This is a genomic window from Pseudonocardia sp. (assembly GCF_050246655.1).
Lineage (GTDB): Bacteria > Actinomycetota > Actinomycetes > Mycobacteriales > Pseudonocardiaceae > Pseudonocardia.
In genome coordinates this window covers 47,726-72,328 of the sequence record NZ_JBFWVQ010000010.1, presented here as the reverse complement: position 1 = coordinate 72,328, position 24,603 = coordinate 47,726, and the positions used below count along the sequence as shown (strand labels likewise).

At 73.1% G+C, this 24,603-nt stretch carries 26 protein-coding genes; 16 read left to right on the top strand and 10 right to left on the bottom strand.

Annotation, left to right across the window (positions count from 1 at the left end):
• Positions 1–57: 57 nt before the first annotated feature.
• Positions 58–225 (top strand): DUF3117 domain-containing protein, encoded by a 168-nt coding sequence (locus AB7J25_RS05895; protein WP_428505835.1) that lies wholly within the window; start codon positions 58–60, stop codon positions 223–225.
• Positions 226–258: 33 nt separating this feature from the next.
• Here AB7J25_RS05895 and glgA read toward each other — a convergent pair whose 3' ends face one another.
• Positions 259–1,437, bottom strand: a complete 1,179-nt coding sequence (glgA, locus tag AB7J25_RS05890) for a glycogen synthase (protein WP_428505833.1) — start codon at positions 1,435–1,437, stop codon at positions 259–261.
• Positions 1,438–1,530: 93 nt separating this feature from the next.
• Between glgA and glgC the strand changes: the two genes are divergently transcribed.
• A complete protein-coding gene (gene glgC / locus AB7J25_RS05885; RefSeq protein ID WP_428505831.1) occupies positions 1,531–2,781 on the top strand; it encodes a glucose-1-phosphate adenylyltransferase in 1,251 nt (416 codons plus the stop codon).
• Between the two features lie 31 nt (positions 2,782–2,812).
• Here glgC and AB7J25_RS05880 read toward each other — a convergent pair whose 3' ends face one another.
• Positions 2,813–3,499, bottom strand: coding sequence for an O-methyltransferase (locus tag AB7J25_RS05880; protein WP_428505829.1), 687 nt, complete (start codon positions 3,497–3,499; stop codon positions 2,813–2,815).
• 236 nt (positions 3,500–3,735) lie between these two features.
• On the opposite strand from AB7J25_RS05880, the gene sigE reads away from it, so the two are divergent.
• The 5 genes from sigE to AB7J25_RS05855 all read left to right on the top strand — a co-directional run bounded on the left by sigE (position 3,736) and on the right by AB7J25_RS05855 (position 8,659).
• Positions 3,736–4,347 (top strand): RNA polymerase sigma factor SigE, encoded by a 612-nt coding sequence (sigE, locus tag AB7J25_RS05875; RefSeq protein WP_428505827.1) that lies wholly within the window; start codon positions 3,736–3,738, stop codon positions 4,345–4,347.
• Positions 4,344–5,084, top strand: coding sequence for an anti-sigma factor family protein (locus tag AB7J25_RS05870; RefSeq protein WP_428505825.1), 741 nt, complete (start codon positions 4,344–4,346; stop codon positions 5,082–5,084). The genes sigE and AB7J25_RS05870 overlap by 4 nt, the downstream gene beginning before the upstream one ends.
• 109 nt (positions 5,085–5,193) lie before the next feature.
• On the top strand, positions 5,194–6,738 hold the full coding sequence (locus AB7J25_RS05865) for a S1C family serine protease (protein ID WP_428505823.1): 1,545 nt from the start codon (positions 5,194–5,196) through the stop codon (positions 6,736–6,738).
• A 37-nt stretch (positions 6,739–6,775) separates the two neighbouring features.
• A complete protein-coding gene (gene tatB, locus AB7J25_RS05860) occupies positions 6,776–7,231 on the top strand; it encodes a Sec-independent protein translocase protein TatB (RefSeq protein ID WP_428505821.1) in 456 nt (151 codons plus the stop codon).
• Positions 7,232–7,348: 117 nt separating this feature from the next.
• Positions 7,349–8,659, top strand: coding sequence for an MFS transporter (locus AB7J25_RS05855; protein WP_428505819.1), 1,311 nt, complete (start codon positions 7,349–7,351; stop codon positions 8,657–8,659).
• A gap of 58 nt (positions 8,660–8,717) precedes the next feature.
• Here the strand turns inward: AB7J25_RS05855 and AB7J25_RS05850 are convergent, their stop codons facing one another.
• From AB7J25_RS05850 to AB7J25_RS05835, 4 genes are read right to left on the bottom strand one after another with little or no spacing between them, the layout of a single operon-like run.
• Positions 8,718–9,866: an Mrp/NBP35 family ATP-binding protein gene (locus AB7J25_RS05850; RefSeq protein ID WP_428505817.1), complete on the bottom strand. Its 1,149-nt coding sequence runs from the start codon at positions 9,864–9,866 to the stop codon at positions 8,718–8,720.
• Positions 9,866–10,354: a DUF1003 domain-containing protein gene (locus AB7J25_RS05845; RefSeq protein ID WP_428505815.1), complete on the bottom strand. Its 489-nt coding sequence runs from the start codon at positions 10,352–10,354 to the stop codon at positions 9,866–9,868. The genes AB7J25_RS05850 and AB7J25_RS05845 overlap by 1 nt, the downstream gene beginning before the upstream one ends.
• Positions 10,347–11,645 carry a magnesium transporter MgtE N-terminal domain-containing protein gene (locus AB7J25_RS05840; RefSeq protein WP_428505813.1) on the bottom strand — a complete coding sequence of 433 codons (1,299 nt, stop codon included), beginning with the start codon at positions 11,643–11,645 and terminating at the stop codon, positions 10,347–10,349. Before AB7J25_RS05840 ends, AB7J25_RS05845 begins: the two co-directional genes overlap by 8 nt.
• Before the next feature lie 9 nt (positions 11,646–11,654).
• Positions 11,655–13,175, bottom strand: a complete 1,521-nt coding sequence (locus AB7J25_RS05835) for a hypothetical protein (RefSeq protein WP_428505811.1) — start codon at positions 13,173–13,175, stop codon at positions 11,655–11,657.
• 96 nt (positions 13,176–13,271) lie between these two features.
• Here AB7J25_RS05835 and AB7J25_RS05830 point away from each other — a divergent pair, with 96 nt between their 5' ends.
• From AB7J25_RS05830 to AB7J25_RS05810, 5 genes are all read left to right on the top strand, one after another.
• Positions 13,272–14,129, top strand: coding sequence for a PhzF family phenazine biosynthesis protein (locus tag AB7J25_RS05830; RefSeq protein ID WP_428505809.1), 858 nt, complete (start codon positions 13,272–13,274; stop codon positions 14,127–14,129).
• 103 nt (positions 14,130–14,232) lie between these two features.
• On the top strand, positions 14,233–15,195 hold the full coding sequence (locus AB7J25_RS05825; protein WP_428505807.1) for an HpcH/HpaI aldolase/citrate lyase family protein: 963 nt from the start codon (positions 14,233–14,235) through the stop codon (positions 15,193–15,195).
• Between the two features lie 259 nt (positions 15,196–15,454).
• Complete coding sequence (locus AB7J25_RS05820; protein ID WP_428505805.1) at positions 15,455–16,645, top strand: acyl-CoA dehydrogenase family protein; 1,191 nt, start codon at positions 15,455–15,457, stop codon at positions 16,643–16,645.
• A 107-nt stretch (positions 16,646–16,752) separates the two neighbouring features.
• A complete protein-coding gene (locus AB7J25_RS05815) occupies positions 16,753–17,265 on the top strand; it encodes a general stress protein (RefSeq protein ID WP_428505803.1) in 513 nt (170 codons plus the stop codon).
• 124 nt (positions 17,266–17,389) lie between these two features.
• A complete protein-coding gene (locus tag AB7J25_RS05810) occupies positions 17,390–18,202 on the top strand; it encodes a class I SAM-dependent methyltransferase (RefSeq protein ID WP_428505912.1) in 813 nt (270 codons plus the stop codon).
• On the opposite strand, the gene AB7J25_RS05805 is transcribed toward AB7J25_RS05810, so the two are convergent.
• Together AB7J25_RS05805 and corA are read right to left on the bottom strand one after the other, a co-directional pair.
• Complete coding sequence (locus AB7J25_RS05805) at positions 18,199–19,200, bottom strand: DUF5914 domain-containing protein (protein WP_428505801.1); 1,002 nt, start codon at positions 19,198–19,200, stop codon at positions 18,199–18,201. The two genes, AB7J25_RS05810 and AB7J25_RS05805, sit on opposite strands and share 4 nt — an antisense overlap.
• Before the next feature lie 22 nt (positions 19,201–19,222).
• On the bottom strand, positions 19,223–20,248 hold the full coding sequence (gene corA, locus AB7J25_RS05800; protein WP_428505910.1) for a magnesium/cobalt transporter CorA: 1,026 nt from the start codon (positions 20,246–20,248) through the stop codon (positions 19,223–19,225).
• Between the two features lie 308 nt (positions 20,249–20,556).
• Here corA and AB7J25_RS05795 point away from each other — a divergent pair, with 308 nt between their 5' ends.
• Positions 20,557–21,060 carry a MaoC family dehydratase gene (locus AB7J25_RS05795; RefSeq protein ID WP_428505799.1) on the top strand — a complete coding sequence of 168 codons (504 nt, stop codon included), beginning with the start codon at positions 20,557–20,559 and terminating at the stop codon, positions 21,058–21,060.
• A gap of 66 nt (positions 21,061–21,126) precedes the next feature.
• Here the strand turns inward: AB7J25_RS05795 and AB7J25_RS05790 are convergent, their stop codons facing one another.
• Entirely contained in the window at positions 21,127–21,534 is a 408-nt protein-coding gene (locus AB7J25_RS05790; RefSeq protein WP_428505797.1) for an NUDIX hydrolase, read from the bottom strand.
• 113 nt (positions 21,535–21,647) lie between these two features.
• On the opposite strand from AB7J25_RS05790, the gene AB7J25_RS05785 reads away from it, so the two are divergent.
• From AB7J25_RS05785 to AB7J25_RS05775, 3 genes are read left to right on the top strand one after another with little or no spacing between them, the layout of a single operon-like run.
• Positions 21,648–21,809: a hypothetical protein gene (locus AB7J25_RS05785; protein ID WP_428505795.1), complete on the top strand. Its 162-nt coding sequence runs from the start codon at positions 21,648–21,650 to the stop codon at positions 21,807–21,809.
• A 10-nt stretch (positions 21,810–21,819) separates the two neighbouring features.
• Entirely contained in the window at positions 21,820–22,368 is a 549-nt protein-coding gene (locus AB7J25_RS05780; protein ID WP_428505793.1) for a PH domain-containing protein, read from the top strand.
• A gap of 37 nt (positions 22,369–22,405) precedes the next feature.
• On the top strand, positions 22,406–23,275 hold the full coding sequence (locus AB7J25_RS05775) for a PHP domain-containing protein (protein WP_428505908.1): 870 nt from the start codon (positions 22,406–22,408) through the stop codon (positions 23,273–23,275).
• A 40-nt stretch (positions 23,276–23,315) separates the two neighbouring features.
• Here AB7J25_RS05775 and AB7J25_RS05770 read toward each other — a convergent pair whose 3' ends face one another.
• On the bottom strand, positions 23,316–24,593 hold the full coding sequence (locus AB7J25_RS05770) for an Rv3212 family protein (protein ID WP_428505791.1): 1,278 nt from the start codon (positions 24,591–24,593) through the stop codon (positions 23,316–23,318).
• Between the last annotated feature and the right edge of the window lie 10 nt (positions 24,594–24,603).

Genomic DNA, 24,603 nt, shown 5'->3' with positions numbered 1-24,603 from the left:
GAGCGCTCTCCCCGGCGCACCGGCACCGGACCACTGTGATCGTGGAAGGAGCACACCATGGCGGCGATGAAGCCTCGCACGGGCGACGGGCCCCTCGAGGTGACCAAGGAAGGCCGGGGCATCGTGATGCGTGTCCCGCTGGAGGGCGGCGGCCGGCTCGTGGTCGAGATGTCCGCGGAGGAGGCCAGCGACCTGGGCGACGCCCTCAAGGCCGCGGCGAGCTGAACCACCCGCAGCGGCGGAGCGCGCGCAGGAGGGTCAGCCCACGAGCGAACGGTAGATCTGCACCGTGCGCTCCGCGGCCTGTGCCCAGCTGAACTCCCGCTCGGCGCGCTCCCGGCCGGCCGCCCCCATGGCGGCGGCGCGCCCGGGATCGGCGAGCAGCGCGTTCACCGCGGCTGCGATGCCGTCACGGAACTCGTCGACGGCGTCCTCGTCGTAGTGCACGAGCAGGCCCGTGGTGGAGTCGGCGACCACCTCGGGGATGCCGCCCACGTCCGAGGCGACGACGGCCGTGCCGCAGGCCATCGCCTCGAGGTTGACGATCCCGAGCGGCTCGTACACCGACGGGCAGACGAACACGGTGGCGGCCGAGAGCAGTTGCCGCAGCTCCGCGGTGTCGATCATCCGGCTCACCCAGACGACGCCGGGCCGCGCGGCCGACAGCTCGGCGACGTCGCGCTCGGTCTCGGCGGCGATCTCCGGCGTGTCGGGTGCGCCGGCGCAGAGCACCACCTGAGCCTTGTCGCTGATCGAGTGCGCGGCCGCGACGAGATGGCCGAGGCCCTTCTGCCGCGTGATGCGGCCCACGAACACGACGATCGGGTGGTCCGGGTCGACGCCGAGCCCGCGCACCAGGTCGCGTCCGTCGTCGGGCCGGAAGGCGCGGGTGTCGATGCCGTTGTGCACCACGTGCACGCGCTCCGGATCCAGCGCCGGATAGCAGTCGAGCACGTCGGCGCGCATGCCCGCGCTCACCGCGATGACGGCGTCCGCGGCCTCATAGGCGGTGCGCTCCACCCAGGACGACAGCCGGTAGCCGCCGCCCAGCTGCTCCGCCTTCCAGGGGCGGCGCGGCTCCAGCGAGTGCGCCGTCACGACGTGCGGCACGTCGTGGAGCACCTTCGCGAGGTGCCCGGCCAGGTTCGCGTACCAGGTGTGGGAGTGCGCGAGCTGCACACCGCCCAGCGTGGCGACCATGCCGAGATCGACGCCGAGGGTCTGCAGGGCCGGGTTGGCGTCCGCGAGCCGCTCCGGCGTGCGGTGCGCCCAGACGTGCGGCGCGGGCTCCCCGCGGGCGTCGAGGCGCGGCTCGCCGAAGCAGTGGACGTCGACGTCGACCAGCGCTCGCAGCGCCGGGACGAGGGCGCCGACGTGGACGCCCGCGCCCCCGTAGACCTCGGGCGGGTACTCGCGGGTCAGCACTCCGATGCGCACGCCGACAGACCGTAGGCCTTCCTCCGGCGACACACGAGACCCGTGCTCGTACCGGTTGGATTCGTGCGTTCGGCGCCACTAGGGTTCGGTCGTGTGACCGGCGTACGGCTCTCGCCCGCAACGCCCCGCGCACTGGCGTCCAACGTGCTCGGCATCGTCCTCGCGGGCGGTGAGGGCAAGCGGCTCTGGCCGCTGACCGCGGACCGGGCGAAGCCCGCCGTGCCGTTCGGGGGCAACTACCGACTGATCGACTTCGTCCTGTCGAACCTCGTGAACGCGGGGCTCACCCGCATCTGCGTGCTCACCCAGTACAAGTCCCACTCGCTGGACCGGCACATCTCGACCACGTGGCGCCTGTCGAGCGTGCTCGGGCAGTACATCACCACGGTCCCGGCGCAGCAGCGGCTCGGGCGGCGCTGGTACACCGGCAGCGCGGACGCGATCTACCAGAGCCTCAACCTCGTCTACGACGAGCGGCCGGACTACATCGCGGTCTTCGGCGCGGACCACGTCTACCGCATGGACCCGGGCCAGATGCTGCTCCAGCACGTGGAGTCCGGCGTCGGGGCCACGGTGGCGGGCATCCGGGTGCCGCGCGCGGAGGCCAAGGCGTTCGGGTGCATCTCCACCGACGAGAACGGCCGCATCGTGGACTTCCTGGAGAAGCCCTCGGATCCGCCCGCCGTGCCCGACGACCCGGACGTCACGTTCGCGTCGATGGGCAACTACATGTTCACCACCGACGTCCTGCTGGACGCCCTGCGCTCGGACGCCGAGGACGGCGACTCCGACCACGACATGGGCGGCGACATCATCCCGCGCCTGGTGCGCGAGGGGAACGCGGCGGTCTACGACTTCGCGGACAACGTGGTGCCCGGCGCCACGGACCGCGACTCCGGCTACTGGCGTGACGTCGGCACCGTCGACGCCTACTACGAGGCGCACAACGACCTGTGGTCGGTGCACCCGGTCTTCAACCTCTACAACGACCGCTGGCCGATCCGCACGGCGGCCGCTCCGCTCCCGCCTGCGAAGTTCGTGCAGGGCGGCATTGCGCAGGACTCCATCGTCGGCGCCGGGACGATCATCTCCGGCGCGATCGTGCGCCGGTCGGTGATCAGCCCGAACGTGATGGTGCAGGCCGACGCCGAGGTGTCGGACTCGGTGATCCTTCCCGGGGTGCGCATCGGGCGCGGCGCGGTCGTGCGCGGGGCGATCCTGGACAAGAACGTCGTGGTGCCCGACGGCGCGCTCGTCGGGGTCGATCTCGCGATGGACCGGGCCCGCTACACCGTGAGCACCGGGGGAGTCGTGGTGATCGGGAAGGGGGCCACCGCCCTGTAGCCGCGGCGGCCGAGGACGGTCAGGGTCGAGGTCAGTGCCCGTCCGCGGTCGACCAGCCGTGCCGCGGTGTGTTCGCCGCGGCGAGCAGCCCGTCACCGAGCGGCAGCAGGACCGGGACCAGCCGCTCGTCCTCGCGCAGCCGGCGCCCCACCTCGCGCACGGCGCGCGTGTCGGCGTCCTCGGCGGCGGGGTCCGCGACCCGGCCGCCCTGCAGCGCCCCGTGCAGCACCACGACGCCGCCGGGACGCAGGAGCCGTACGGCCTCGTCGAGGTAGCGGGGGTACTCGGCGGGGACGGCGTCGACGACCACCAGGTCGTACCCGCCGTCGGTGAGCCGGGGCAGGACCTCCAGCCCGAGCCCGTTGATCAGGCGGAGGCGGCCCGGCCCGTGCCCGGCCTCCCCGAACGCCTGCCGGGCGCTGCGCTGGCGCTCCGGGTCGACGTCGATCGAGGTGAGCACGCCGTCGGGTGCCATCCCGCGCAGCAGCCACAGCCCGCTCACGCCGACCCCCGTGCCGATCTCGACGACCGCCCTGGCCCCGACCGTCGCGGCCAGGAAGCACAGCCCGGCGCCCGCGCCCGGAGCGACCGGCCGGCAGCCGGTCTCGCGCGCGCGTGCGCGGGTGGCGAGCAACACGTCGTCCTCGGTGAGATAGCCCTCCACGTGGTCGCGGACGAGCCCGTTCTCGACGGGGACGGAGACGGCGGAGCCGGTCATGCGCACGAGGCTACTGCGCCGGTCGGAGGCCCAGGCGCGGCGAGCGGGCGTGTCGCGGCGTAATCAGGCCCACGTGCCCCTGAGCGCCCCCGGAGGGGATTCACAGGCTCCTCTCAGGCGCTTCTCACTCCTCGTTCACAGGAGTGGCCCACTCTCAGACGGGAACACACGGGAACACGAGCAGGAGGCTCGACGTTGACCGCTCGACGCGGCCTGCACTGGAGGAGCCGACCCCGATGACCAAAGCCCGGCCGATCCCGGACGGCGGCACCGTGCTGCCCGGCGAGGGGGCGGAGTGGGTCCCGCCGAGCTGGGACGAGATCGTGCGCGAGCACGCCGACCGCGTCTACCGGCTGGCGTACCGCCTCACCGGCAACCAGCACGACGCCGAGGACCTCACCCAGGAGACGTTCGTGCGGGTGTTCCGCTCGCTGGCGTCCTACCGGCCCGGCACCTTCGAGGGCTGGCTGCACCGCATCACCACCAACCTCTTCCTCGACATGGTCCGCCGCCGCGCCCGCGTGCGGATGGAGGCGCTGCCCGAGGACTCCGACCGGATCCCGGGCTCCGGCCCCGAGCCCGAGCAGGTCTTCTCCGACACCCACCTGGACCCCGATCTGCAGGCCGCCCTGCACGAGCTCGCGCCGGAGTTCCGCGCCGCCGTCGTGCTGTGCGACGTCGAGGGGCTGTCCTACGAGGAGATCGGCGCGACCCTGGGCGTGAAGCTCGGTACCGTGCGGAGCAGGATCCACCGGGGCCGCGCCGCCCTGCGGACCGCACTCGAGCGCAACCGGGCGGCGCGCACCGGGAACGACGGGCGACGAGAGCTGGAGGCGATCGGCAGATGACGGCTCCGCGTCGGCGTTTCGAAGTGGTCGCCCCGGACTGGGGGCAGACGCATCTGACGTCCGATGCCGTGGTCGCGTTCGTGGACGACGAGCTGAGCACGGCGGCCCACGGCCGCGCCCTGCGTCACCTGGAGTCCTGCCCGGGCTGTGCCTCGGACGTCGCCGAGCAGCGCCAGGCCCGCTCCGCGCTGCGCTCGGCGCGCGGACCGGAGCTCTCCTCCGCGCTGCTGAACGCGCTGCGTTCCATCCCGCGCGACACCGAGCTGCCCGCTCCGCCCGCCGGGCTCGCGGTCGACCCGGACGGCCATTTCGTGCAGCCGCTGCGGCCCGCCCGAGAAGCGCTGCCCACCGACGTGTCCGCCCGCACGGTCCGCTCCGGACCACAGATCCCCGGTCCGGTCCGGTCCGGCCGGGCGTCGCGGCGATGGGGTGCTGGGCTCACCGCCACGGGGATCGCGCTCGGCGCGCTGGCCCTCACGGGCGCGGTGATGCCGGCGGACTCGCCGGTGCGCGGCGTGTTCGGCGGCCCCGTGCTGGACTCCGGATCCACCGCCACGCGGTTGCAGGCCGCTCCCTCGCCCGTGGTGGGGCAGATCCGGCCCGCCGCGGTTCCGTTCGGGCGCGGCGGCGTCGCCAGGGGTGGGGGCGCTGCGGCCGGGCAGCCGGGCGACCCGGGCACCGAACGCGTGCTGCGCCAGCTCGACGCCCTGCCCGGCGCGCACCCGACGGCTCGCTGACCGCACCCGTCCGGGTCGTGCGCGCGCACGCGAACTTCACCCCGCGTGCGGCACCCTGGGAGGTGCCGGACGTGCCCGGCACGCCTGCGAGGAGGAGTTCGCGCCGACCATGAGCGACGACGCGCCCGGCCCGGTGCCCGGGACGGACGAGACCGGCACCGCCGCGGCGGGCGTGCCACCCCGCCTCGCGCCGCGCCCGCTGGAACGCCCGGCCGTCGACCCGGATGCCGAGGCGGCGTTCGGCCGCCCGGCGGGCACGGACGGCGGGTTCCAGCCCGCCGCCTTCCGCGCGGCGCCCGCCCCCGCGGGACCGCCGCCCCCGACAGCGCTCGCGTACGCGTTCGGCCGCCCCGACGGCGTGTCCGTGCCGCTGCAGCGCCCGCCGTCGAACGGCACGCGCACCGCGCGGCCCGACGACGAACCCCTGTGGGCCGACGGCTCCGACGGTGCCGCCACCGCCGACCCGTGGCGCGACCCCGCCAGCCACGCCGGCCTCGCCCCGCCCGTCCCCGAGCAGGCGAGCGCCCCTCCCGACGCGTCCGAGGGTGCCCGGCTCAGCACGCGCGAGCTGCTGTTCGGGCGCCGGGTGCAGCCTAGGGCGCTGGTCACCCTGGGCCTGATCGCCCTGCTCATCGGGGCGGCGGGCGGTGTTGTCGGGCGGGTCACCGCGGAGGGCGCAGCCGCACTGACCGAGCCGGACGCGACGATCACCCAGGCCACCGAGGCCAAGGAGCGACCACCCGGCTCGGTGGCCGACATCGCAGCACGCACCGTCCCGGCGGTGGTCTCGCTGGAGCTGCGGGTCGGCGACGAGGGCGGCACCGGCTCGGGGGTCGTGATCGACCCCGCGGGCTACGTGCTCACCAACAACCACGTGGTCGCGCCCGTCGCGGAGGTGCCGGACGCGCAGCTGGAGGCGATCTTCCACGACGGCACGCGCGCGAAGGCGACGATCGTCGGCCGCGATCCCAAGACCGACCTCGCCGTCGTCAAGGTCGCGGTGGCCAACCCGGTCGTGGCCCAGATCGGCTCGTCCTCCTCGCTGGCGGTCGGGGACGCGGTGCTCGCGATCGGGTCACCGCTCGGCCTCGTCGGCACCGTCACCACCGGCATCGTCAGCGCGCTGGACCGGCCCGTCCCGCTGGACGGCGGCGAGACCGACACCAACGCCGTCATCGACGCGATCCAGACCGACGCCGCGATCAACCCGGGCAACTCCGGTGGGCCGCTGGTCGACTCGACGGGAGCCGTCGTCGGCATCAACACCGCCATCCGCAGCATCGGCGGCGGCGGGGGCGAGGGCGGTTCGATCGGACTCGGTTTCGCGATCCCGATCGACGACGCCCGCCGGATCGCCGAGGAGCTGATCCGCGCGGGCTCGGTGAAGCACGCCGAGCTGGGGGTCAACGCCCGGTCCGTCGCCGACGACACCACGGATGGCGCGCAGGTGCAGAACGTCCGCCAGGGTGGTGCTGCTGCAGCGGCCGGCATCGTCGAGGGCGACGTGATCACGAGGGTCGGGGACCGGCAGATCGCCGGGGCCGACGAGCTCATCGTCGCGGTGCGGGAGCGGCGGCCGGGGGAGTCCGTGCCGATCGACCTGATCCGCGACGGCAGGCCGCTGACGATCACGGTCGTGCTGGGCTCGGACTGAGCGCAGGCCGATCGGCACCGGGAAGTAGGCTGGGAGCGTGTTCGAGTCCGTCGGATGGGGTGAACTGCTGGTCCTGATAGTCGCCGGCCTGTTCATCCTGGGCCCGGAGCGGCTGCCGGAGGCGGCCGGGTGGCTGGGCCGCACGATCCGCCAGGTGAAGGGCTTCGCCGCCGGCGCGCGCGACCAGCTCCGCGGCGAGTTCGGGCCCGAGTTCGACGAGCTGCGCAAGCCCCTGGACGAGCTGCGCGGCCTGCGCAACTTCAACCCGGGCAACGTCGTGCGCCGCACGCTGTTCGACGACGACGGCCCTCCGGTCAAGCCGAACGGGTACGCCCCTCCGCCCGGTGGCGGCAATGGCGGCAGCACTGGCGGCGCTGGCGGCAGCACTGGCGGCACCGTCCCCCGCCACCCCGCGGCCGGAGCGTCCGGCCCGTCCGCGCAGCAGCCGCTGGCCCCGAACGAGCGTCCGCCGCTGGACCCCGACGCCACATAGGCCCGCGTCGCGGGTGTCCGGTCGCGTCCATTCCATTCGCTTTACCTCCAAGTGGAGGTGGTGAGACCTGTGTCACGTTCGTACGCTCCGCGCATCCCACCCGCGGAAAGGATGCCCATGGCCGCCGCCACCGCCCCGTCACCAGCACGAATGCATCGCGTCGCCATCGCGAGCGCGACCGGCACGACGATCGAGTTCTACGACTTCTTCATCTACGGCACGGCGGCGGCTCTGGTGTTCGGGAAGGTGTTCTTCCCCGCACTCGGGCCGGCCGCGGGGACGATCGCCGCGTTCGCGACCGCCGGCGTCGCATTCATCGCCCGGCCGTTCGGCGCCATCCTGTTCGGCCATTTCGGCGACCGGATCGGTCGCAAGGGCACGCTGGTCGCGACCCTGTTGCTCATGGGCCTGTCGACGGTCGCCATCGGGCTGCTGCCGACCGCGGCGACCATCGGCATCGCCGCACCGATCCTGCTGATCGTGTTGCGGGTGTTCCAGGGCCTCGCGGTCGGGGGCGAGTGGGCGGGTGCGGTGCTGCTCACCGCCGTGTACGCCCCGCCCATGCGCCGTGGCCTGTACGCGCTGTTCCCGCTGCTCGGCCCGTCGCTGGCGTTCGCGCTGGCCAGCGCGACGTTCCTGATCACGGCGCTCACCATGAGCGACGAGTCGTTCCTCGCCTACGGCTGGCGCATCCCGTTCGTGGCGAGCCTGATCCTGATCGCGGTCGGGCTGTACGTCCGGCTCTCCATCGAGGAGACCCCGGTGTTCCGCGCGGCGGCGCAGAACAAGGCGCTGGCGCACAACCCGCTCCTCGATGCGCTGCGGGCGCAGACCAAGGAGGTCCTGCTCGCGGGCGGTGCGCTGACCATGCTGTTCGCGTTCTTCTACGTCGGCGTCACCTTCCTCACCAGCTACGGGACCACCCAGCTCGGGCTCAGCCGGCCGACCGTGCTGTCGATCGGCATCCTCGGCGGCGCCGTCATGGCGGTGTGCACGATCCTCTCGGCCATCTACTCCGACCGGGTCGGTCGCCGCAAGCTGATCATCGCCGGCAACGCGGCGGCGATCGTGGCGGCGCTGTTGCTGTTCCCGATCCTCGACATCGGGACGCCCTGGTCGTTCGCGCTCGGCCTGTCCATCGTGATGGGCCTGGTCGGCGTGGCGTACGGCCCGGCGGGCGCCTACCTGCCGGAGATCTTCGCGACCCGCTACCGCTACACCGGTGCGGGCATGGGCTACAACCTCGCGGGCATCCTCGGCGGGGCCGTCACGCCGTTCCTGGCGGCGGCGCTCGTGCAGAACTACGGCAGCTTCGCGATCGGGATCTACCTCGCGGCGATGGGCCTGCTCAGCCTGCTCTGTGTGCTCGCGCTGCATGAGACGAAGGACGTGGAGCTGCACGAGGCGGAGGCGGTCGCCTCGGGCTGACGGAGCACGACCGGACGGCCCCCTCGCCGCGGCGAGGGGGCCGTCGGGCAGCGTGGGATCAGCGCCGCACGGGTGAGATGTTGAGCGACATCCCCGCGAGCCCGCGGGCCCGGGTGGTGAGCTTGTCGGCCACCGCCGCGAGCGCCCGCGCGGACGCGGAGTCCGGCTCGGCCAGCACGATCGGCGTGCCGCCGTCGCCGCATTCCCGAAGCTGCGGCTCCAGCGGCACCTGCCCGAGCAGCGGGACGGGCGCGCCGAGCGTGCGACTGAGCGAGTCCGCCACCGTCTGCCCGCCGCCCGCGCCGAACACCTCCATGCGGGAGCCGTCGGGCAGCTCGAGCCAGGACATGTTCTCGACGACACCCGCGAGCCGCTGGCGTGTCTGCGCGGCGATCGAGCCCGCGCGCTCGGCGACCTCGGCCGCGGCCGTCTGCGGGGTGGTGACGACGAGCAGCTCGGCGTTGGGGATCAGCTGGGCGGTGGAGATCGCGATGTCGCCGGTGCCCGGCGGCAGGTCGAGCAGCAGGACGTCCAGGTCGCCCCAGTACACGTCGGCAAGGAACTGCTGCAGAGCGCGGTGCAGCATCGGGCCGCGCCAGACGACGGCGTCGTTGCCCGCGGTGAACATGCCGATGGAGATGACCTTCACGCCGTGCGCCTGCGGCGGCATGATCATGTTCTCGACCTTGGTGGGCCGCGCGGTGGCGCCGAGCATGCGGGGCACGCTGTGGCCGTAGATGTCGGCGTCCACGACGCCGACCGACAGCCCCCGCGCCGCCATCGCCGCGGCGAGGTTGACCGTCACCGAGGACTTGCCGACGCCGCCCTTGCCCGACGCGACGCAGTACACGCGCGTCAACGAGCCGGGCTGGGCGAACGGGATGACCGGGTCCGCGGAATCCCCGCGGAGGCTGCGTCGCAGCTCGGTGCGCTGCTCGTCGCTCATGACGTCCAGCTCGACCTGAACGCCGGTGATCCCCGCGACCTTCGACACCGCCTCGGTGACGCGCGCCGTGATCGTCTCCCGCATCGGGCAGCCCGCGACCGTGAGGTAGACGCCCACGTGTGCGAGTCCCTCCGGGGACACGGCCACGTGTTTGACCATGCCCAGGTCGGTGATCGGCTTGTGGATCTCGGGATCCTGGACCGTGTGCAGCGCGGCCCGAACGGCCTGTTCGACGGTGGACCGGTCGGTGCTGGTGGACATCACTCCATGCTACGTACGCGTGGCGTGTCGAGCCGTTCGGCCAGCTTCTCCAGCTCACCGCGCAGGTAGTCGCGCGTCGCCACCTCCCCGACGGCCAGCCGGAGCGCCGCCAGCTCGCGGGCGAGGTACTCGGTGTCGGCCTTCGTGCGTTCGGCGCGCGCCCGGTCCTCCTCCAGGGCGACGCGGTCGCGGTCGTCCTGCCGGTTCTGCGCGAGCAGGATCAGCGGCGCGGCGTAGGCGGCCTGCGTGGAGAACGCCAGGTTGAGCAGGATGAACGGGTACGGGTCCCACGCGTAGCTCATCGCCGCGATGTTGAGAACGATCCACGCGATGACGACCACCGTCTGGATCGCCAGGAAGCGGCCGGTGCCGAGGAACCGTGCGATGCGTTCGGAGAGCCGCGCGAACCCGTCCGGGTCCACCTCGAAGCGGCGGCGCCCGATGAGCGGCTGGTCCAGCCGCCTGCTGCGGGGGACGAGTTCAGGCATCGCTGGTCTCCGGCTTCTCAGCGCTCTCAGCGGGGTGGGCGCCGTTGGGCGACGGCTCGTCGTGCAGGTGGTCGCGCCAGTCCGGGGGGAGCATGTGGTCGAGGAGGTCGTCCACGCCGACGGCGCCGAGCAGGTGGTCCTCGTCGTCCACGACGGGCGCGGCGACCAGGTTGTAGGCCGCGAAGAAGCGCGTGATCTCGCTCAGCGGCGCATTCGGGCCCAGCCGCCCCAGCTCGTTGTCGATCACGCCCGCGACCAGCGCGAACGGAGCCTCGCGCAGCAGCCTCTGGGTGTGCGCGCAGCCGAGGTAGCGCCCGGTCGGGGTCTGGGTGGGCGGGCGGCAGACGAACACCATGCTCGCGAGCGCCGGCACGATGTCGGGGTTGCGGACGTGGGCGAGGGCCTCGGCCACCGTGGCGTCCGGGCGCAGCACGATCGGCTCCGGGGTCATGAGGCCGCCCGCGGTGAACGCCTCGTAGCGCAGCAGCCGGCGCACCGGGGCGGACTCGGCGGGCTCCATGAGGGCGAGGAGCCGGTCGGACTCGACGTCGGGCAGCTCGCCGAGCAGGTCCGCGGCGTCGTCGGGGGACATGGCCTCGAGGATGTCCGCGGCGCGCTCTGCGGAGAGGTGGGCGAGAAGCGCGCGCTGGTCGGACTCCGACAGCTCCTCGAAGACGTCGGCGAGGCGCTCGTCATCGAGGGAGTCGACGACCTCGTACTGGCGTTTGCGAGGCAGCTGCGCGAGAGCTGCTGCGACGTCGGCGGGCCGCATCGTCTCCAGGACCGACAGCAACCCCGCGGTGCCCTGGCGGTCGGTCAGGGAGAGTCCCTCGACGGACGTCCACGAGACGACGTGCACCTGCCCGCGCCGTGTCAGCCGCGACCGGCGGGTGCGCACCGCCAGGCGTCCCACGATCCAGTCCCGGGTGCGGGTGGGCTCGATCGCGGCGTCCACGACGACGGCCTCCTCACCCGACGCGCGCAGGCGGACGCGCGCGTCGAGCATCTGGCCGATCACCAGCGTCTCGTTGGGGCGCACCTGGAACCCGCGCAGGCTGACCGACCCCGTCGCGAGCGTCACCGCGCCCGGGTCGATCGCGGTGACCCGCAGCATCGGCACGAAGATCCGCCGCCGCGTGGCGAGCTCCACCACGAGGCCCAGCACCCGCGGCGGGCTCGCGTCCACCCGCAGCCCGGCGACCAGGTCGCGGATCTTGCCGATCCGCTCGCCGTCGGGCCCGAACACGGCGAGGCCCTCCAGCCGCGCGACGTAGACCCGCTCGGTGCTCATGGGACGACTCTAGGCCGCGACCCCCGCAGGTTCCCCGGCCGACGGGGCGGGGTCCGGGTCGGGCAGGACCCACGCGACGTCGACCTCCTCGCCCGCCGTGCCGGCGGTGTCCCAGGCGCCGCTGCGCCGCAGCGTGTGCAGGGTGGCGGTGGCGAGCCGGTCGAGGTGCGCGCGCAGCTCGGCGTCGCCGGGCGCGCCGGGCAGCCGCGCGGCCAGCCGGTCGCGGATCGCGGCCGCCCGCGCGACGAGCGCCGTGAGGTCCGCGGATCGGTCGGCCGTTGCGGCCGCCGCGAGGCCGTCCGCGATCACGTCCCGGATCTGGTGGGTCTCGCCGCGGGCGTCCGGGGCGACCATCTGCCGCCACGCGCGGCTCTTGTGCCGGTACTGCAGCATCGCCATGACGGCCTCGTGCCGGGTGAGGTCGGCGTCGCGCAGCGGTGTGCCGGGCCGGGCCGCGGCGCGCCCTCGGGCGAGGCAGCGGGCCAGGGACACCGCCGACGCCCAGCCGCTGTTGAGGCCGCGCCCGGGCCAGAAGTGGATCGCGTTGGCGGCGTCGCCGAGCAGGAAGCCGTACGTCCCGGGGAGCAGCTCCGCGCTGAATCGCGACCGGGCCGCCATGTCGAGGCGGAAGCCCGTGGCCGCGCCGACGTCGTCTTCGGCGATGTCGAACAGCCGCAGGCCGTCGCGCACGCGGGCCCACAGCGCGGACCCCGCCACCAGCGCCGGGAGCAGCAGCGCGCCGTGTACGTCGCAGCGGAACCGGTCGCCGCCTGCGCGCTCCAGCACGCACGGGGTGTGCCGCAGGCACGGCGCGAGCACTCTGCGGACCGGGTCGACCGCGACGAGCTCGCGCGCCTCGGCGCGGGTGAGCCGCATGTTGAGGTATCCGTCGCCGTCCACCGTGTTGAGCAGGAAGCGGTTCTGGGCGACCGTGAGCAGCACCGCGGCCGGGTCGGGCAGCCGGGAGCGGACGCGCAGCCCGAGCACCACGTCGCGGACCTGCTCGCCGCGCAGGGAGTACGGCGCGGGATCGGCGGCCCCGAAGCGGTCGGCGAAGTGCTCGCGCGTGGCCGAGCGGGCTCCTTCGCAGATCGCGAGCACGTGGGAGCCGCTGGTGGTGGCGGGATCGAACTCGCCGGGGACGAGCCGGATCCGGGACGCCGCGTGTGCCAGTTCCAGCAGCCGGTCCTCCACGTGGGCGATCCGGACGTTGCGCGGGCGCAGGCCGTCGACGGAGTCCGCGCCCGCGGGCCACATCTCGCTCCAGGCTCCCGGCGTGAACAGGTGCTCGCACACCGCGGGCGGCAGCGCGCGGAACTGGCGGCTCTGCACCGTGACGACCTGGCGCCGCCGCGCGTTGCCCTCGGCCACGGTCCGCCACCGGACCCCGCACCCGTCGCGCACCCACCGCGTGTCGTGCACCGTGATCGCGACGCGTGACCCCAGGAGGTGCTCCAGGGTGAGCGCGAACGCCAGTCCCACCGGCCCGCCCCCGGACACCGTCACCCGCAGCACGTCCACCTCGCCCACCCCACGCCCACCTCCGCTCCTGATCCGGGTCCGACCGGTTGTACGGGCCGCGGCGGGCGCAGGTTCACCGCCGGTCCGCGGGCGTACGGTGCGCACGTGCTGCGCTACGACGTCGTCGACGTGTTCACCGACCGCGCCTACGCGGGCAACCCCCTCGCCGTCGTCCACGGCGCGGAGGGCCTGCCCACCGCGGCGATGCAGGCGATCGCCGCCGAGTTCCACCTCTCGGAGACCGCGTTCCCGCTGCCGCCCACCACCGACGAGGCCGACTACCGGGTGCGGATCTTCACCCCGGCCCGCGAGCTGCCGTTCGCGGGGCACCCGAGCGTCGGCACGGCCTGGGTGCTGGCCCGCGACCGGGTGATCTCCTACGGCGAGGTCGTGCAGGAGTGCGGCGCGGGCCTGCTGCCGGTGGCGGTGGACTCCGTGGGGGCGGGGGTGCGCGGGGGGACACCGGAGATCGGGCCACGGCGCGACGGGTGCGAGCTCGCCGCCACGGTCGGGCTCACCGCCGACGATCTCGACCCGGACGTCGTGCCCGGGATCGCCGCCGCCGGCATCCCGTTCGCGTTCCTGCCCGTGCGGGCGCCCGCCGTCGCCGTCGCCCGGCCCGACGACGCCGCGGTCGCCGCCGCGACCGCGGACACCACGGGGCTCGGGGTGGTCGCCCTCGCCCCGGGCACGGCCCACCTGCGGATGTTCGGCCCCCAGGTCGGGGTGCCCGAGGACCCGGCCACCGGGTCCGCGGCCGTCGCGCTCGGGGTGTTCCTCGTCGACCGCGGCGTGCTGCCGGCCGACGGCACCTCCACCGTGACGATCGCGCAGGGTGCGGAGATGGGCAGGCCGTCGCGGCTGGAGGTCACGGTGACCGCCCGCGGCGGGGTGGCCGTCGAGACGATGGTGCAGGGGCAGGTCGTGCCGATCGCGCGGGGCGATCTCCTCACCCTCCCCTGAGTGTTCGAGATACCAATCACCTCGGCCGACGCTGAGGCGGGTGGCGTGCCAGCATCGTCGCCGACTCCTTAGCCGCAGACGGAGCCAAAGACGGAGAGGTCTGATGAGCACCAACCGCAACCGTGCCCGCCGTTCCTGCCTGGCAGTCCCGGGATCGAGCCAGAAGTTCATCGACAAGGCCCGCGGGCTGCCCGCGGACCAGGTCTTCCTCGACCTGGAGGACGCCTGCGCGCCGCTGGCCAAGCCGGGTGCCCGCAAGACCATCGTCGAGGCACTGAACGAGGGCGGCTGGGGCGAGAAGATCCGGGTCGTGCGCGTCAACGACTGGACCACGGAGTGGACCTACCGCGACGTCACCGAGGTCGTGGAGGGCGCGGGCGCGCACCTGGACGCGATCATGCTGCCGAAGGTGCAGACGGCCGAGCAGGTCGTCGCCCTTGACCTCCTGCTCACCCAGATCGAGCGGACGATGGGCTACGAGGTCGGCCGGATCGGCATCGAGGCGCAGATCGAGAACGCCCTCGGCCTGACGAACGTCAACGCGATCGCGACGGCGTCCCCGCGCGTCGAGACGATCATCTTCGGCCCGGCCGACTTCATGGCGTCGATCAACATGAAGTCGCTGGTCGTGGGGGAGCAGCCGCCCGGCTACGACGTGGGGGACGCCTACCACCACATCCTCATGTCGATCCTCATGGCGGCCCGCGCCCACGACAAGCAGGCCATCGACGGCCCGTACCTGCAGATCCGCGACGTGGACGGGTTCCGCCGCGTCGCAGGCCGCTCCGCCGCACTCGGGTTCGACGGCAAGTGGGTGCTGCACCCCGGCCAGATCGACGCCGCGAACGAGACGTTCTCCCCAGCGCAGTCGGACTACGACCACGCGGAGAACATCCTCGACGCCTACGACTGGTACACCTCCGAGGCCGGCGGCAAGCGCGGCGCGGCCATGATCGGTGACGAGATGATCGACGAGGCGTCGCGGAAGATGGCGCTGGTCATCGCCGGCAAGGGCCGCGCGGCCGGCATGGAGCGTGGCGAGCGCTGGACGCCGCCGGAGTCCTGAGGCGGGGCCGCGCCACCCGCGGTCGCCGGGCGCGTGCAGCCCTTCGTGCGCCGTGCAGACGTTCCGCCGTCCGCACGGTGACCCGGGGTGTGCACGGCGGCCACCGTCGGCCTGCGCCGTCAGATGGCGGGTCGGGGGGCGGGCGCGGTGAGAGGCTTCACAACCGAACGGGGAGGTACCCGCCGGTAGACGCGGGGGATACTCCGACGAACTGCCCAGCGCCGGGAGAGCCCCGGCCGCGCGACCCACGGAGGCGTCGATGGCACGGCTCGCCCAGACCGCCGGTCTCACGGACATCCAGCAGGAGATCCTCGCGACCGTCAAGACGTTCGTGGACAAGGAGATCCTGCCCCACGCGACCGCGCTGGAGCACGACGACACCTACCCGCAGGACATCGTCGACGGCATGAAGGAGATGGGCCTCTTCGGGCTCACCATCCCCGAGGAGTACGGCGGTCTCGGCGAGTCCCTGCTCACCTACGCCCTGGTCGTCGAGCAGATCGCGCGCGGCTGGATGAGCGTCTCCGGCGTGATCAACACCCACTTCATCGTGGCGTACATGATCACCCAGCACGGCACCGAGGAACAGAAGCAGCACTACCTGCCGCAGATGGCGGCGGGCGAGGTGCGCGGCTCGTTCTCGATGTCGGAGCCGGACCTGGGCTCGGACGTGGCCGCGATCAAGACGAAGGCCGTGCAGGACGGCGACGAGTGGGTCATCGACGGCGCCAAGATGTGGCTCACCAACGGCGGCACCTCGAACCTCACGGCGGTGCTCGTGCGCACCGACGAGGGCCGGCCGAAGCCCTACCAGAACCTCACCTGTTTCCTGGTCGACAAGCCCGTGGGCTACGGCGAGGTGGCGCCGGGGCTGACCGTCCCCGGCAAGATCGACAAGATGGGCTACAAGGGCGTCGACACCACGGAGATGGTCTTCTCCGGCCACCGGATCGCCGGCACGCAGATCCTCGGCGGCCTGCGCGGCGGCGGGTTCGCCCAGATGATGGACGGCGTCGAGGTCGGCCGGGTGAACGTCGCGGCGCGGGCCTGCGGCATCTCGATCCGCGCGTTCGAGCTGGCGATCGAGTACGCGCAGCAGCGCTCGACGTTCGGCAAGCCGATCGCGCAGCACCAGGCGATCGCGTTCAAGCTCGCCGAGATGGCCACGAAGGTCGAGGCCGCCCACCTGATGATGGTCAACGCGGCGCGCCTGAAGGACTCGGGCGACCGGAACGACGTCGAGGCCGGCATGGCGAAGCTGATCGCGAGCGAGTACTGCGCGGAGGTCACGCAGGAGTCGTTCCGCATCCACGGCGGCTACGGCTACTCGAAGGAGTACGAGATCGAGCGGCTCATGCGCGAGGCGCCGTTCCTGCTGATCGGCGAGGGCACCTCCGAGATCCAGAAGACGATCATCAGTCGCGGCCTGCTGCGCGAGTACAAGCTGTGACGAACCTGGCGAATCTCTGAGAAACCCCGGACGCCAGGGGCGCTCCGGGTGGGGGCTTGACACAATGGGTTGCGAGCCCTTTACCCGCGAGAACGCGAGGAGGTCTGATGACCGCACCGTTCGGCGGGCCCGCGCGTTCCGCCCCCGGCCTGCCCAACCTGCCCACGCCGCCCACCGGATGGCCGGTGGGCTCGTACGCGACCTACGCCGAGGCCCAGCGCGCGGTGGACTATCTCGCCGACGAGGACTTCCCGGTCCGCGACGTGACGATCGTCGGGGTCGACCTGATGCTCGTGGAGCGGGTCATCGGCAGGCTCACCTGGGGCCGGGTGCTCATGTCGGGCGCGGCCTCGGGTGCGTGGCTGGGTCTCTTCGTCGGCCTCGTGATGGCGCTCGTGAGCCCCGGGGCGTCCAGTGTGGCCGCCATCCTGGTCCCGCTCGCCATCGGTGTGCTGTTCGGGATGGTGTTCGCCGCCGTGGGCTACGGCACGAGCCGCGGCCGGAGGGACTTCACCTCCGCCAGCCAGATGGTGGCGGGCCGTTACGACGTTCTGTGCCAGCCCCGCAACGCCGAACGCGCGCGCGAGATGCTCGGCAAGCTCGCGATGGGGACCTCCTGACGCACGGCCTGACGTACGGGCTGGCGTACGGGCGATGGCGCGCATGCGCCACTATTCCGCGGTGACCTCTCGCGAGTCGGAGCCCGCCACCTCGGACGCGGCGGCGAACGTGGGCGGAGACCGGGTGGGCGACAAGGTGGGCGGCAACGTGGGCGGCGGTGTCGTGCAGGCGTTCGACGCCCACGCGCGCAGCTACGACAAGCTCGTGGCGGCGAACCCCGGGTACCACGACCACCTGCGGCTCACGACCCGGCGCATGGGCCTTCCGGACCGGGGTGCGGGGCTGCGGTTGCTCGATCTCGGCTGCGGCACGGGCGCGTCCACGGCGGCGCTGCTGGACGCGGCTCCGGAGGCCGAGGTCGTCGCGGTGGACGCCTCGCAGGAGATGCTCGCCCAGGCGCGGCGCAAGGTCTGGCCGCCGCGGGTGCGGTTCGTGTACGCGAACGCCGAGAACCTCGGCGACAAGGTCGAGGGGCCCTTCGACGGCATCCTCGCCGCCTACCTGCTGCGCAACCTCACCGACCGCGACGGCGCCCTGCGGATCTTCCACGACCTGCTCGCGCCCGGCGCGCCGTTGGCCCTGCACGAGTACTCGGTGCGCGACTCGCTGCGCGCGCGCTTCATGTGGACGTCGGTGTGCTGGACCGTGATCATCCCGATGGGGCGCGTCCGGGCGGGCAGCGCCGATCTCTACCGCTACCTGTGGCGCAGCGTGCGCGGGTTCGACGGGGTCACGGCGCTGTGCTCCCGGATGGGCGACGCGGGATTCGTCGACCTGCGGGTGCAGACGTTCCCCGGCTGGCAGCACGGCATCGTCCACACCTTCCTGGGCCGCCGCCCCGGCGGCCCGCCCCCGGGCACGGACGGCGAGGCCGCCACGCCACCGGAGGGCCTGCCCGCCGCGGAGGGGCAGGCCCCGGCCGACGAGGACGACTAGCGGGTGCGCACCGCGTAGCGCCGCTCGGCGTAGGCGAGGTCGTCGCGCCACAGCCGCCGCGCCGCGGAGGCCATCAACGGGCGCAGCAGGCCGCCGACGCGGCGGACGTGCGCGAACCCGGGCCGCGGCGAGTAGGCCACCGCCGCCTCGATCACGGCGGTGCGCGGCAGCCCGTCCGGGCCGGGACGCAGCGGCGTCGCGTGGGTCTCGACGACGCTGCCCGCACCGTCGCCGTCCAGGATCTCCATCGTGATCGTTCGGGGATCGGGGCAGGTGAACTCGGCGACCACGGGGACCCCGAGGCGGCGCCCGACGGTGTAGGCGACCTCGACGAGGAAGCGGTCCTCGACGGGATCGCAGTCGACCGCGGGTGCCGACAGGACCCGCAGGTTCGCGAACGCGTACGGATGGAACCAGGCACCGTGCCACGGGTCCAGCCGGTTCGCGAGCACGTCCTCCGGTTCGCAGCGGCCGACCATCGTCGCCACGGCCGCGACCGCGACGCCAGCGGGCGGGCGCGGGCCGAGTACGGGCGCGTCGGTGGGTGGGCCGTCGTCGCCTGCGGCGAGCCGCGCGCCGTCCAGCCGCACCCAGGCGAGGACGCCGTCGTCGTGGGCGGGGTGGGTGCGCCAGTTCGGACGGCCCTCAGGACCCAGCGCGAGCCCGTGCCAGCGGCAGACGAGCCGGCCGCCGTGCACCGCGGCGTCGCACAGGGGGGCGCCGAGGTGCGGGCACGCGCCGGGGCCGACGTGCAGCACGCCGTCCCGGCCGCGCCACGCAACGAGCTCCCGGCCTGCGACGACCCGCCCGAACGCCTTCCCGGGACGGATCTCCCGGCTCGCGGCGAGCACGAACCAGCCGCCCGACGGCCGTGCCAGCGCCCGCGCGAGCGCCGCGGAGATGACCGCGGGCCGGCACTCGCGCCACGTCGGATCCTGGTCGGTCCATGCGGGCCGGCGCAGCCGACGCAGGGGGTTGACCGGGCGGTCCGCGTTCACGATCTCCAGGCTATCGCGGGCGTCACAGCCACTGGTTGCGGCGGAACACCCGGAACAGCACGGCGCAGACGGTGGCGATGACGAGCAGCACCACCGGATATCCGTACTTCCAGTGCAGCTCGGGCATGGCGTCGAAGTTCATGCCGTAGATGCCGGCGATCATCGTCGGCACCGAGATCATCGCCGCGTACGACGTGATCTTGCGCATGTCGTTGTTCTGCCGCATCGTGATCTTCGCGAGCACGGCGTTGACCAGCGTCGTCAGGAGCTCGTCGAAGCCGCCCACCCGCTCGGTGACGGTGACGAGGTGGTCGTCGACGTCACGGAAGTAGGAGCGCACCTCGTGCGGGACGAGCGCGCTGTAGCCCTCGGTGAGCTTGCGCAGCGGCGGGCCGAGCGGGACGACGGCCCGGCGCAGGTCCAGGACCTCGCGCTTCATGACGTAGATCTGCTCGGCGTCCGTCGTCGAGCGCGGGGTGAAGACGCGGGCCTCCATCTCGTCGATGTCGTCCTCGATGGCCTCCACGACCTCGAGGTAGGTGTCGACGATGCGGTCCGCGATGGCGTGCAGGACGGCGGCGGGCCCGAGAGCCAGCTGTTCGGGGTCGCCCTCCAGCTTGCTGCGCACGTCGTGCAGCCCGTTGTGATCGCCGTGGCGGACGGTGACGACGAAGTCCGGGCCGAGGAAGACCATGACCTCGCCGGTCTCGACGAGCTCGTGCTCCGCGGTCGGTTGGGCCTGCCCGACGTAACAGACCGTCTTGAGCACCATGAACAGCATGTCTTCGTAGCGCTCCAGCTTGGGGCGCTGGTGGGCCTGGACGGCGTCCTCCACGGCGAGCTCGTGCAGGTCGAACACCTCGGCGATACCGGTGATCTGGTCGTCGGTGGGCTCGTGCATGCCGATCCACACGAACCCGTCACCCCGGCGGCGCACCTCGGCGAGCGCGCGGTCGTGGGTCCATCGCCCCGGCAGCCGGTGACCGTCCACGTAGACGGCGCAGTCCACGATGTAGGCCGAGATCGGCACCCGCAGCTTGGGCAGCAGCGGCTCCGAGCGGTTGGCGGAGCGGCGCGATCCGGCCGCGCGGATGGAGGAGAGTGCGGACACGGCGGAACCTCCGTGATCGGGACGCTCCCGGGCGCCTGGCCCGGGGACGTGAAGCGTGGAGCACGCGTCCCGACCGGATCCGCCGCTAGGCGGTCACCGTGGCGAGGACGCGGCAGGTACTGCAACCGGGTGCCTCGGGCACCGCGCACACCTCCTCGAATCACAGTTCGCGACCCGGACAGGCGTCCGGGCCGCGGGATAGATTACCCCGTCCGGTCGTTATGTCGGTTGTGGAGGCGGGAACGTTGCAGTTCGGGCGCTACTACGAGGAGTTCGAGGTCGGTGCGGTCTACAAGCACTGGCCGGGCAAGACGGTGACGGAGTACGACGACCACCTGTTCTGCCTGCTCACCATGAACCACCACCCGCTGCACATGGACGCGCACTACGCGGAGGAGACCACCGACTTCAAGCGCAACGTCGTCGTCGGCAACTACATCTACTCGCTGCTCCTCGGGATGTCGGTGCCGGACGTCTCGGGCAAGGCGATCGCGAACCTCGAGGTCGAGTCGCTCAAGCACACCAAGCCGACCTTCCACGGCGACACCATCTACGGCGAGACCGAGGTCCTGGACAAGACGCCGTCGAGGTCGAAGGACGACCGCGGCGTCGTCTACGTGGAGACGCGCGGCTACAAGCAGGACGGCACCGTCGTGTGCACGTTCCGGCGCAAGGTGATGGTGCCGAGGTACTCCTACGGCGAGGCCAGGGGCGGCGAGCAGCCCGGCCGCCCGGAGCCGCGGGTCTGACCCGTCGACAACGACGTTGCGCTGATCAACAAGCCCTGTCGATCAGCGCAGTGTCGTTCTCGACGGTCACCGGGGGAGCGCGTCCCACCTCGCCAGGACGTCGCGCAGCCCGTCGACGAGCGGGAGCGTGTCGAGGTCGGCGGCCGAGCACCAGCGGGCGTCGGCGGCGTCGTCGCCCGCCCGCAGGTCGCCGCCGGTGACCGCGCAGCGGTAGTCCGCGATGTCGTACGGCCCCCGACGCACGCGCCCGACGAGCGGGCCCGGCCGCACCGCCAGCCCGGTCTCCTCGGCCATCTCCCGGACGAGCGCCGCCGCGTCGTCCTCGCCCGGCTCCACCCGGCCGCCGGGCAGCGACCACAGGCCCCGGCCCGGGTCGTGCGCCCGCCGGATCAGGAGGATCCTGCCCTGCGCGTCGTAGGCGAGCCCACCCACACAGGGCACCGCCGCGTCGCGGGGATCACCGGGCCGTGTCATCGCCTATCACGGTACGTCCCCGGCACGGTGGGTATCGTGATCGCCACGCGTCCGGTACAACAGTGCGGGTACCGTGTCGGTCTGGAGCTCCCGTATGAAGAAGGTGGGCGTCGGTGAAGCTCAGCAAGCTGATCGGGGTGGCCCTGATCCTGCTCGTCATCTGGTTCATCGTCACGTCGCCCACCGTGGCGGCCAACACGGTCGAGAGCATCGGTGCCACGCTGGGCCGGTGGGCCACCAACGTGACGAGCTTCTTCACCCAGATCGTCACGTGAGGTAGTCGCCGTGCTCGCCCCCCGGGAGATCGACGAGTATCTGTTGCCCTCGGAGCGCAGGGTCATCCGGGTGCGCCAGCACTGGGCGGTGATGTTGCGGGACATCGTCGAGACGGCCCTTTTCCTCATCCTGCTCATCATCGCCCAGGCCTACCTCAGCGGCGGCAACAGCGTCTTCATCGACAACCTCGTGTTCTACCTCGGCCTGATCGCCCTATTCCGGCTCACCATCAGGGTCATCATGTGGTGGGTGGAGCGCATCGTCATCACGAACAAGCGGGTGATGATCTCGAAGGGGGTCCTCACCCACAACGTGGGCATGATGCCGCTGGGCAAGGTCACCGACCTCACGTTCCGCCGCACCTTCATGGGCCGCATCCTCAACTACGGAACGATGATCGTCGAGTCGGCGGGCCAGATCCAGGCGCTGAACAAGGTCCGCTACATGCCGCGCCCCGAGGAGATCTACGAGGCGCTCTCCGAGCTGATCTTCGGGGAGAAGGGGCGCACCCGCGCCAGCGGCATGCTCGCCAAGAGCAGCTGGCGCCGGCGTTTCTGATCGGGGACCCGGCCGGAGGTTAGCCTGGGCCGTGCCCATCCCCCGGATCGATCTCCACACCCACTCCACGGCCTCCGACGGCACGGACTCACCCGCCGGCGTCGTGGCCGTCGCGGCGGCCGCGGGCCTGGACGTCCTCGCGCTCACCGACCACGACACCACCGGCGGCTGGGACGAGGCCGCGGCGGCGCTCCCGGCGGGGATGCAGCTGGTGCGGGGCGCCGAGTTCTCCTGCGTGAGCCCGTGCGGCCGCCCCGGTGAGCGGGACGTGTCGGTGCACCTGCTGGGCTACCTGTTCGATCCCGGGCACGCCGCGATCGTCGCGGAGCAGGCCCGGTTGCGCGAGGAGCGGGTGCACCGGCTCCGGGGGATGATCGCCAAGATGGCGGCGGACGGCTACCCGGTCGACGTCGAGACGGTGTTCTCCTTCCTGCCGGACGGCGCGGCGGCGGGACGACCGCACCTCGCGCGGGCGCTGGTGGCCGGGGGCGTCGTGGAGTCGGTGAGCGAGGCGTTCGCGACGCTGCTCTACACGGGCAGTCCGTACTACGTGCCGAAGTCGGACACCCCGGTGCGTACCGCGATCGAGATGGTGCGTGCCGCGGGCGGCGTCGCGGTGTTCGCCCACCCCCTGGCGCGCCGGCGGGGCCGGGTCGTCGAGCCGTCGGTCATCGTCGAGCTCGCGTCGACCGGGCTCGCGGGCGTCGAGGTCGACCATCCCGACCACGTGCCGGAGGACCGGGCGCTGCTGCGCGCCCTGGCCGCCGATGTCGACCTCGTCGTCACCGGCTCCAGCGACTACCACGGCACCAACAAGCCCACCCCGATCGGCGCGGAGACCACCGCGCCCGCGGCGTTCGAGGAGCTGGTCTCCCGCGCGGCCGGGGTGCCCGTGCTCGCGGGCTAGGGTCCAGTCCCGGCCGTGTGCGAGCGCCGACCATCCTTGATCAGCCCGACGGCCGCAGCGCCACCAGCTCGGACCCGCGCTGCTCCAGCAGCATCTCCCCGCTCGTGGCCAGCATGACGGGCGCGCTCGGGTCCGGCCGCGTGACCGGGACGGTCCGCAGCACCCGCCCGGTGGCCGGGTCCACCACGTCGAGCCCCTCGCGCACCGGGACGAGCAGTTCTCCCGCGTAGCGGACGCCCGGTCCGAGGGTGCCGGGCAAGGTCCACTGCGGGGTGAGGTCGACGGCGCCGAGCGCGACCGTCTGCGCGCCGGTCCACCAGAAGGAGCGGGCGTCGTCCGAGGTCAGGGGGACCGGACCACCACCGAGGTCGGGGGCGAGGTCGGCGGCCGGTTCGTCGGCGCTGCCCAGCCCGACCGTCGCGACCGTGGCGCCGCTCGCGTCGAGCAGCAGGAGCCGCGGTGGCGCCGGCATCGCCACCGCAGTGCGTTCCGCCGACACCGCCACCACGACGGCCCCGGTGCCGGGCAGCGGTAGCGAGAACTGCGCGCTGGGTATCTCGGCACCGTCCGGGCCGTCCGAGGCGAGAACCGTGATCCGGTCCGACGGCTCCCCGGGGCAGCGCTCCACGACCGCCAGGTGCTGGAGGTCGAGGCGCGACGACCCGTAGCGGCAGCCGGTCCGCGGCTGCTGGCCCGGCTGCTCGGGCGCGGGCACGTCGCCGTACTCGAGGGTGCGCACGAGGTCGGGCGAGCGCAGCACCTCCATGTGGTCCGCGCCGGTGATCGCCGCCCGCTCGCCCGCGGTCTGCAGCGACGCCCCCGGCCGGGAGTCGCTCGTGCGCTGGGCCGCCCGGGCACCCGTGTCCGGGACCAGCGTGGTCAGCTCGCTGCACCACGCCTCGGGATCCGCGTCGTCCTCGTTGCGGTAGAGCGCGAACACCCGCCCACCGCCGTCCGCAGTGGGGAAGCCTGCGGCGGCCGAGCAGAGCGGGACGTCGCGGGTGTAGCTCCACGCCGCGGCGCCGGTCCGTGGATCGCGCCCGACGACGCTGCCGCCGTCCGCCGTCACGACGGCCGGGCCTGCCGCGAGCGGTACCCGGGTGGCACCGCTGCGCTCGCTCCAGGCCGGGACGAACCGCTGCGGCACCGACGACGGCTCCGGCGAGCCGGCCAGCGGCACGGTGGCGACGACCGACGTGGTGCCGGACTCGGGGCTGCGCATCCACAGCAGGACGGCGGCGCCGAGGGTGATCACCAGCAGGAGCGCGATCGCGACGAGATCACCCCGGCGACGCCGTTCCGCCCGGATCCTCGCCACCCGCCGCCGT

Excerpts from the sequence above, each read along its gene's own strand:
- AB7J25_RS05880 (WP_428505829.1), bottom strand. The coding sequence starts at position 3,499 with ATGACCGGCTCCGCCGTCTCCGTCCCCGTCGAGAACGGGCTCGTCCGC.
- sigE (WP_428505827.1), top strand. The coding sequence starts at position 3,736 with ATGACCAAAGCCCGGCCGATCCCGGACGGCGGCACCGTGCTGCCCGGC.
- AB7J25_RS05845 (WP_428505815.1), bottom strand. The coding sequence starts at position 10,354 with ATGCCTGAACTCGTCCCCCGCAGCAGGCGGCTGGACCAGCCGCTCATC.
- AB7J25_RS05870 (WP_428505825.1), top strand. The coding sequence starts at position 4,344 with ATGACGGCTCCGCGTCGGCGTTTCGAAGTGGTCGCCCCGGACTGGGGG.
- AB7J25_RS05865 (WP_428505823.1), top strand. The coding sequence starts at position 5,194 with ATGAGCGACGACGCGCCCGGCCCGGTGCCCGGGACGGACGAGACCGGC.
- AB7J25_RS05855 (WP_428505819.1), top strand. The coding sequence starts at position 7,349 with ATGGCCGCCGCCACCGCCCCGTCACCAGCACGAATGCATCGCGTCGCC.
- AB7J25_RS05850 (WP_428505817.1), bottom strand. The coding sequence starts at position 9,866 with ATGTCCACCAGCACCGACCGGTCCACCGTCGAACAGGCCGTTCGGGCC.
- AB7J25_RS05820 (WP_428505805.1), top strand. The coding sequence starts at position 15,455 with ATGGCACGGCTCGCCCAGACCGCCGGTCTCACGGACATCCAGCAGGAG.
- AB7J25_RS05815 (WP_428505803.1), top strand. The coding sequence starts at position 16,753 with ATGACCGCACCGTTCGGCGGGCCCGCGCGTTCCGCCCCCGGCCTGCCC.
- AB7J25_RS05895 (WP_428505835.1), top strand. The coding sequence starts at position 58 with ATGGCGGCGATGAAGCCTCGCACGGGCGACGGGCCCCTCGAGGTGACC.
- AB7J25_RS05840 (WP_428505813.1), bottom strand. The coding sequence starts at position 11,645 with ATGAGCACCGAGCGGGTCTACGTCGCGCGGCTGGAGGGCCTCGCCGTG.
- AB7J25_RS05790 (WP_428505797.1), bottom strand. The coding sequence starts at position 21,534 with ATGACACGGCCCGGTGATCCCCGCGACGCGGCGGTGCCCTGTGTGGGT.
- AB7J25_RS05825 (WP_428505807.1), top strand. The coding sequence starts at position 14,233 with ATGAGCACCAACCGCAACCGTGCCCGCCGTTCCTGCCTGGCAGTCCCG.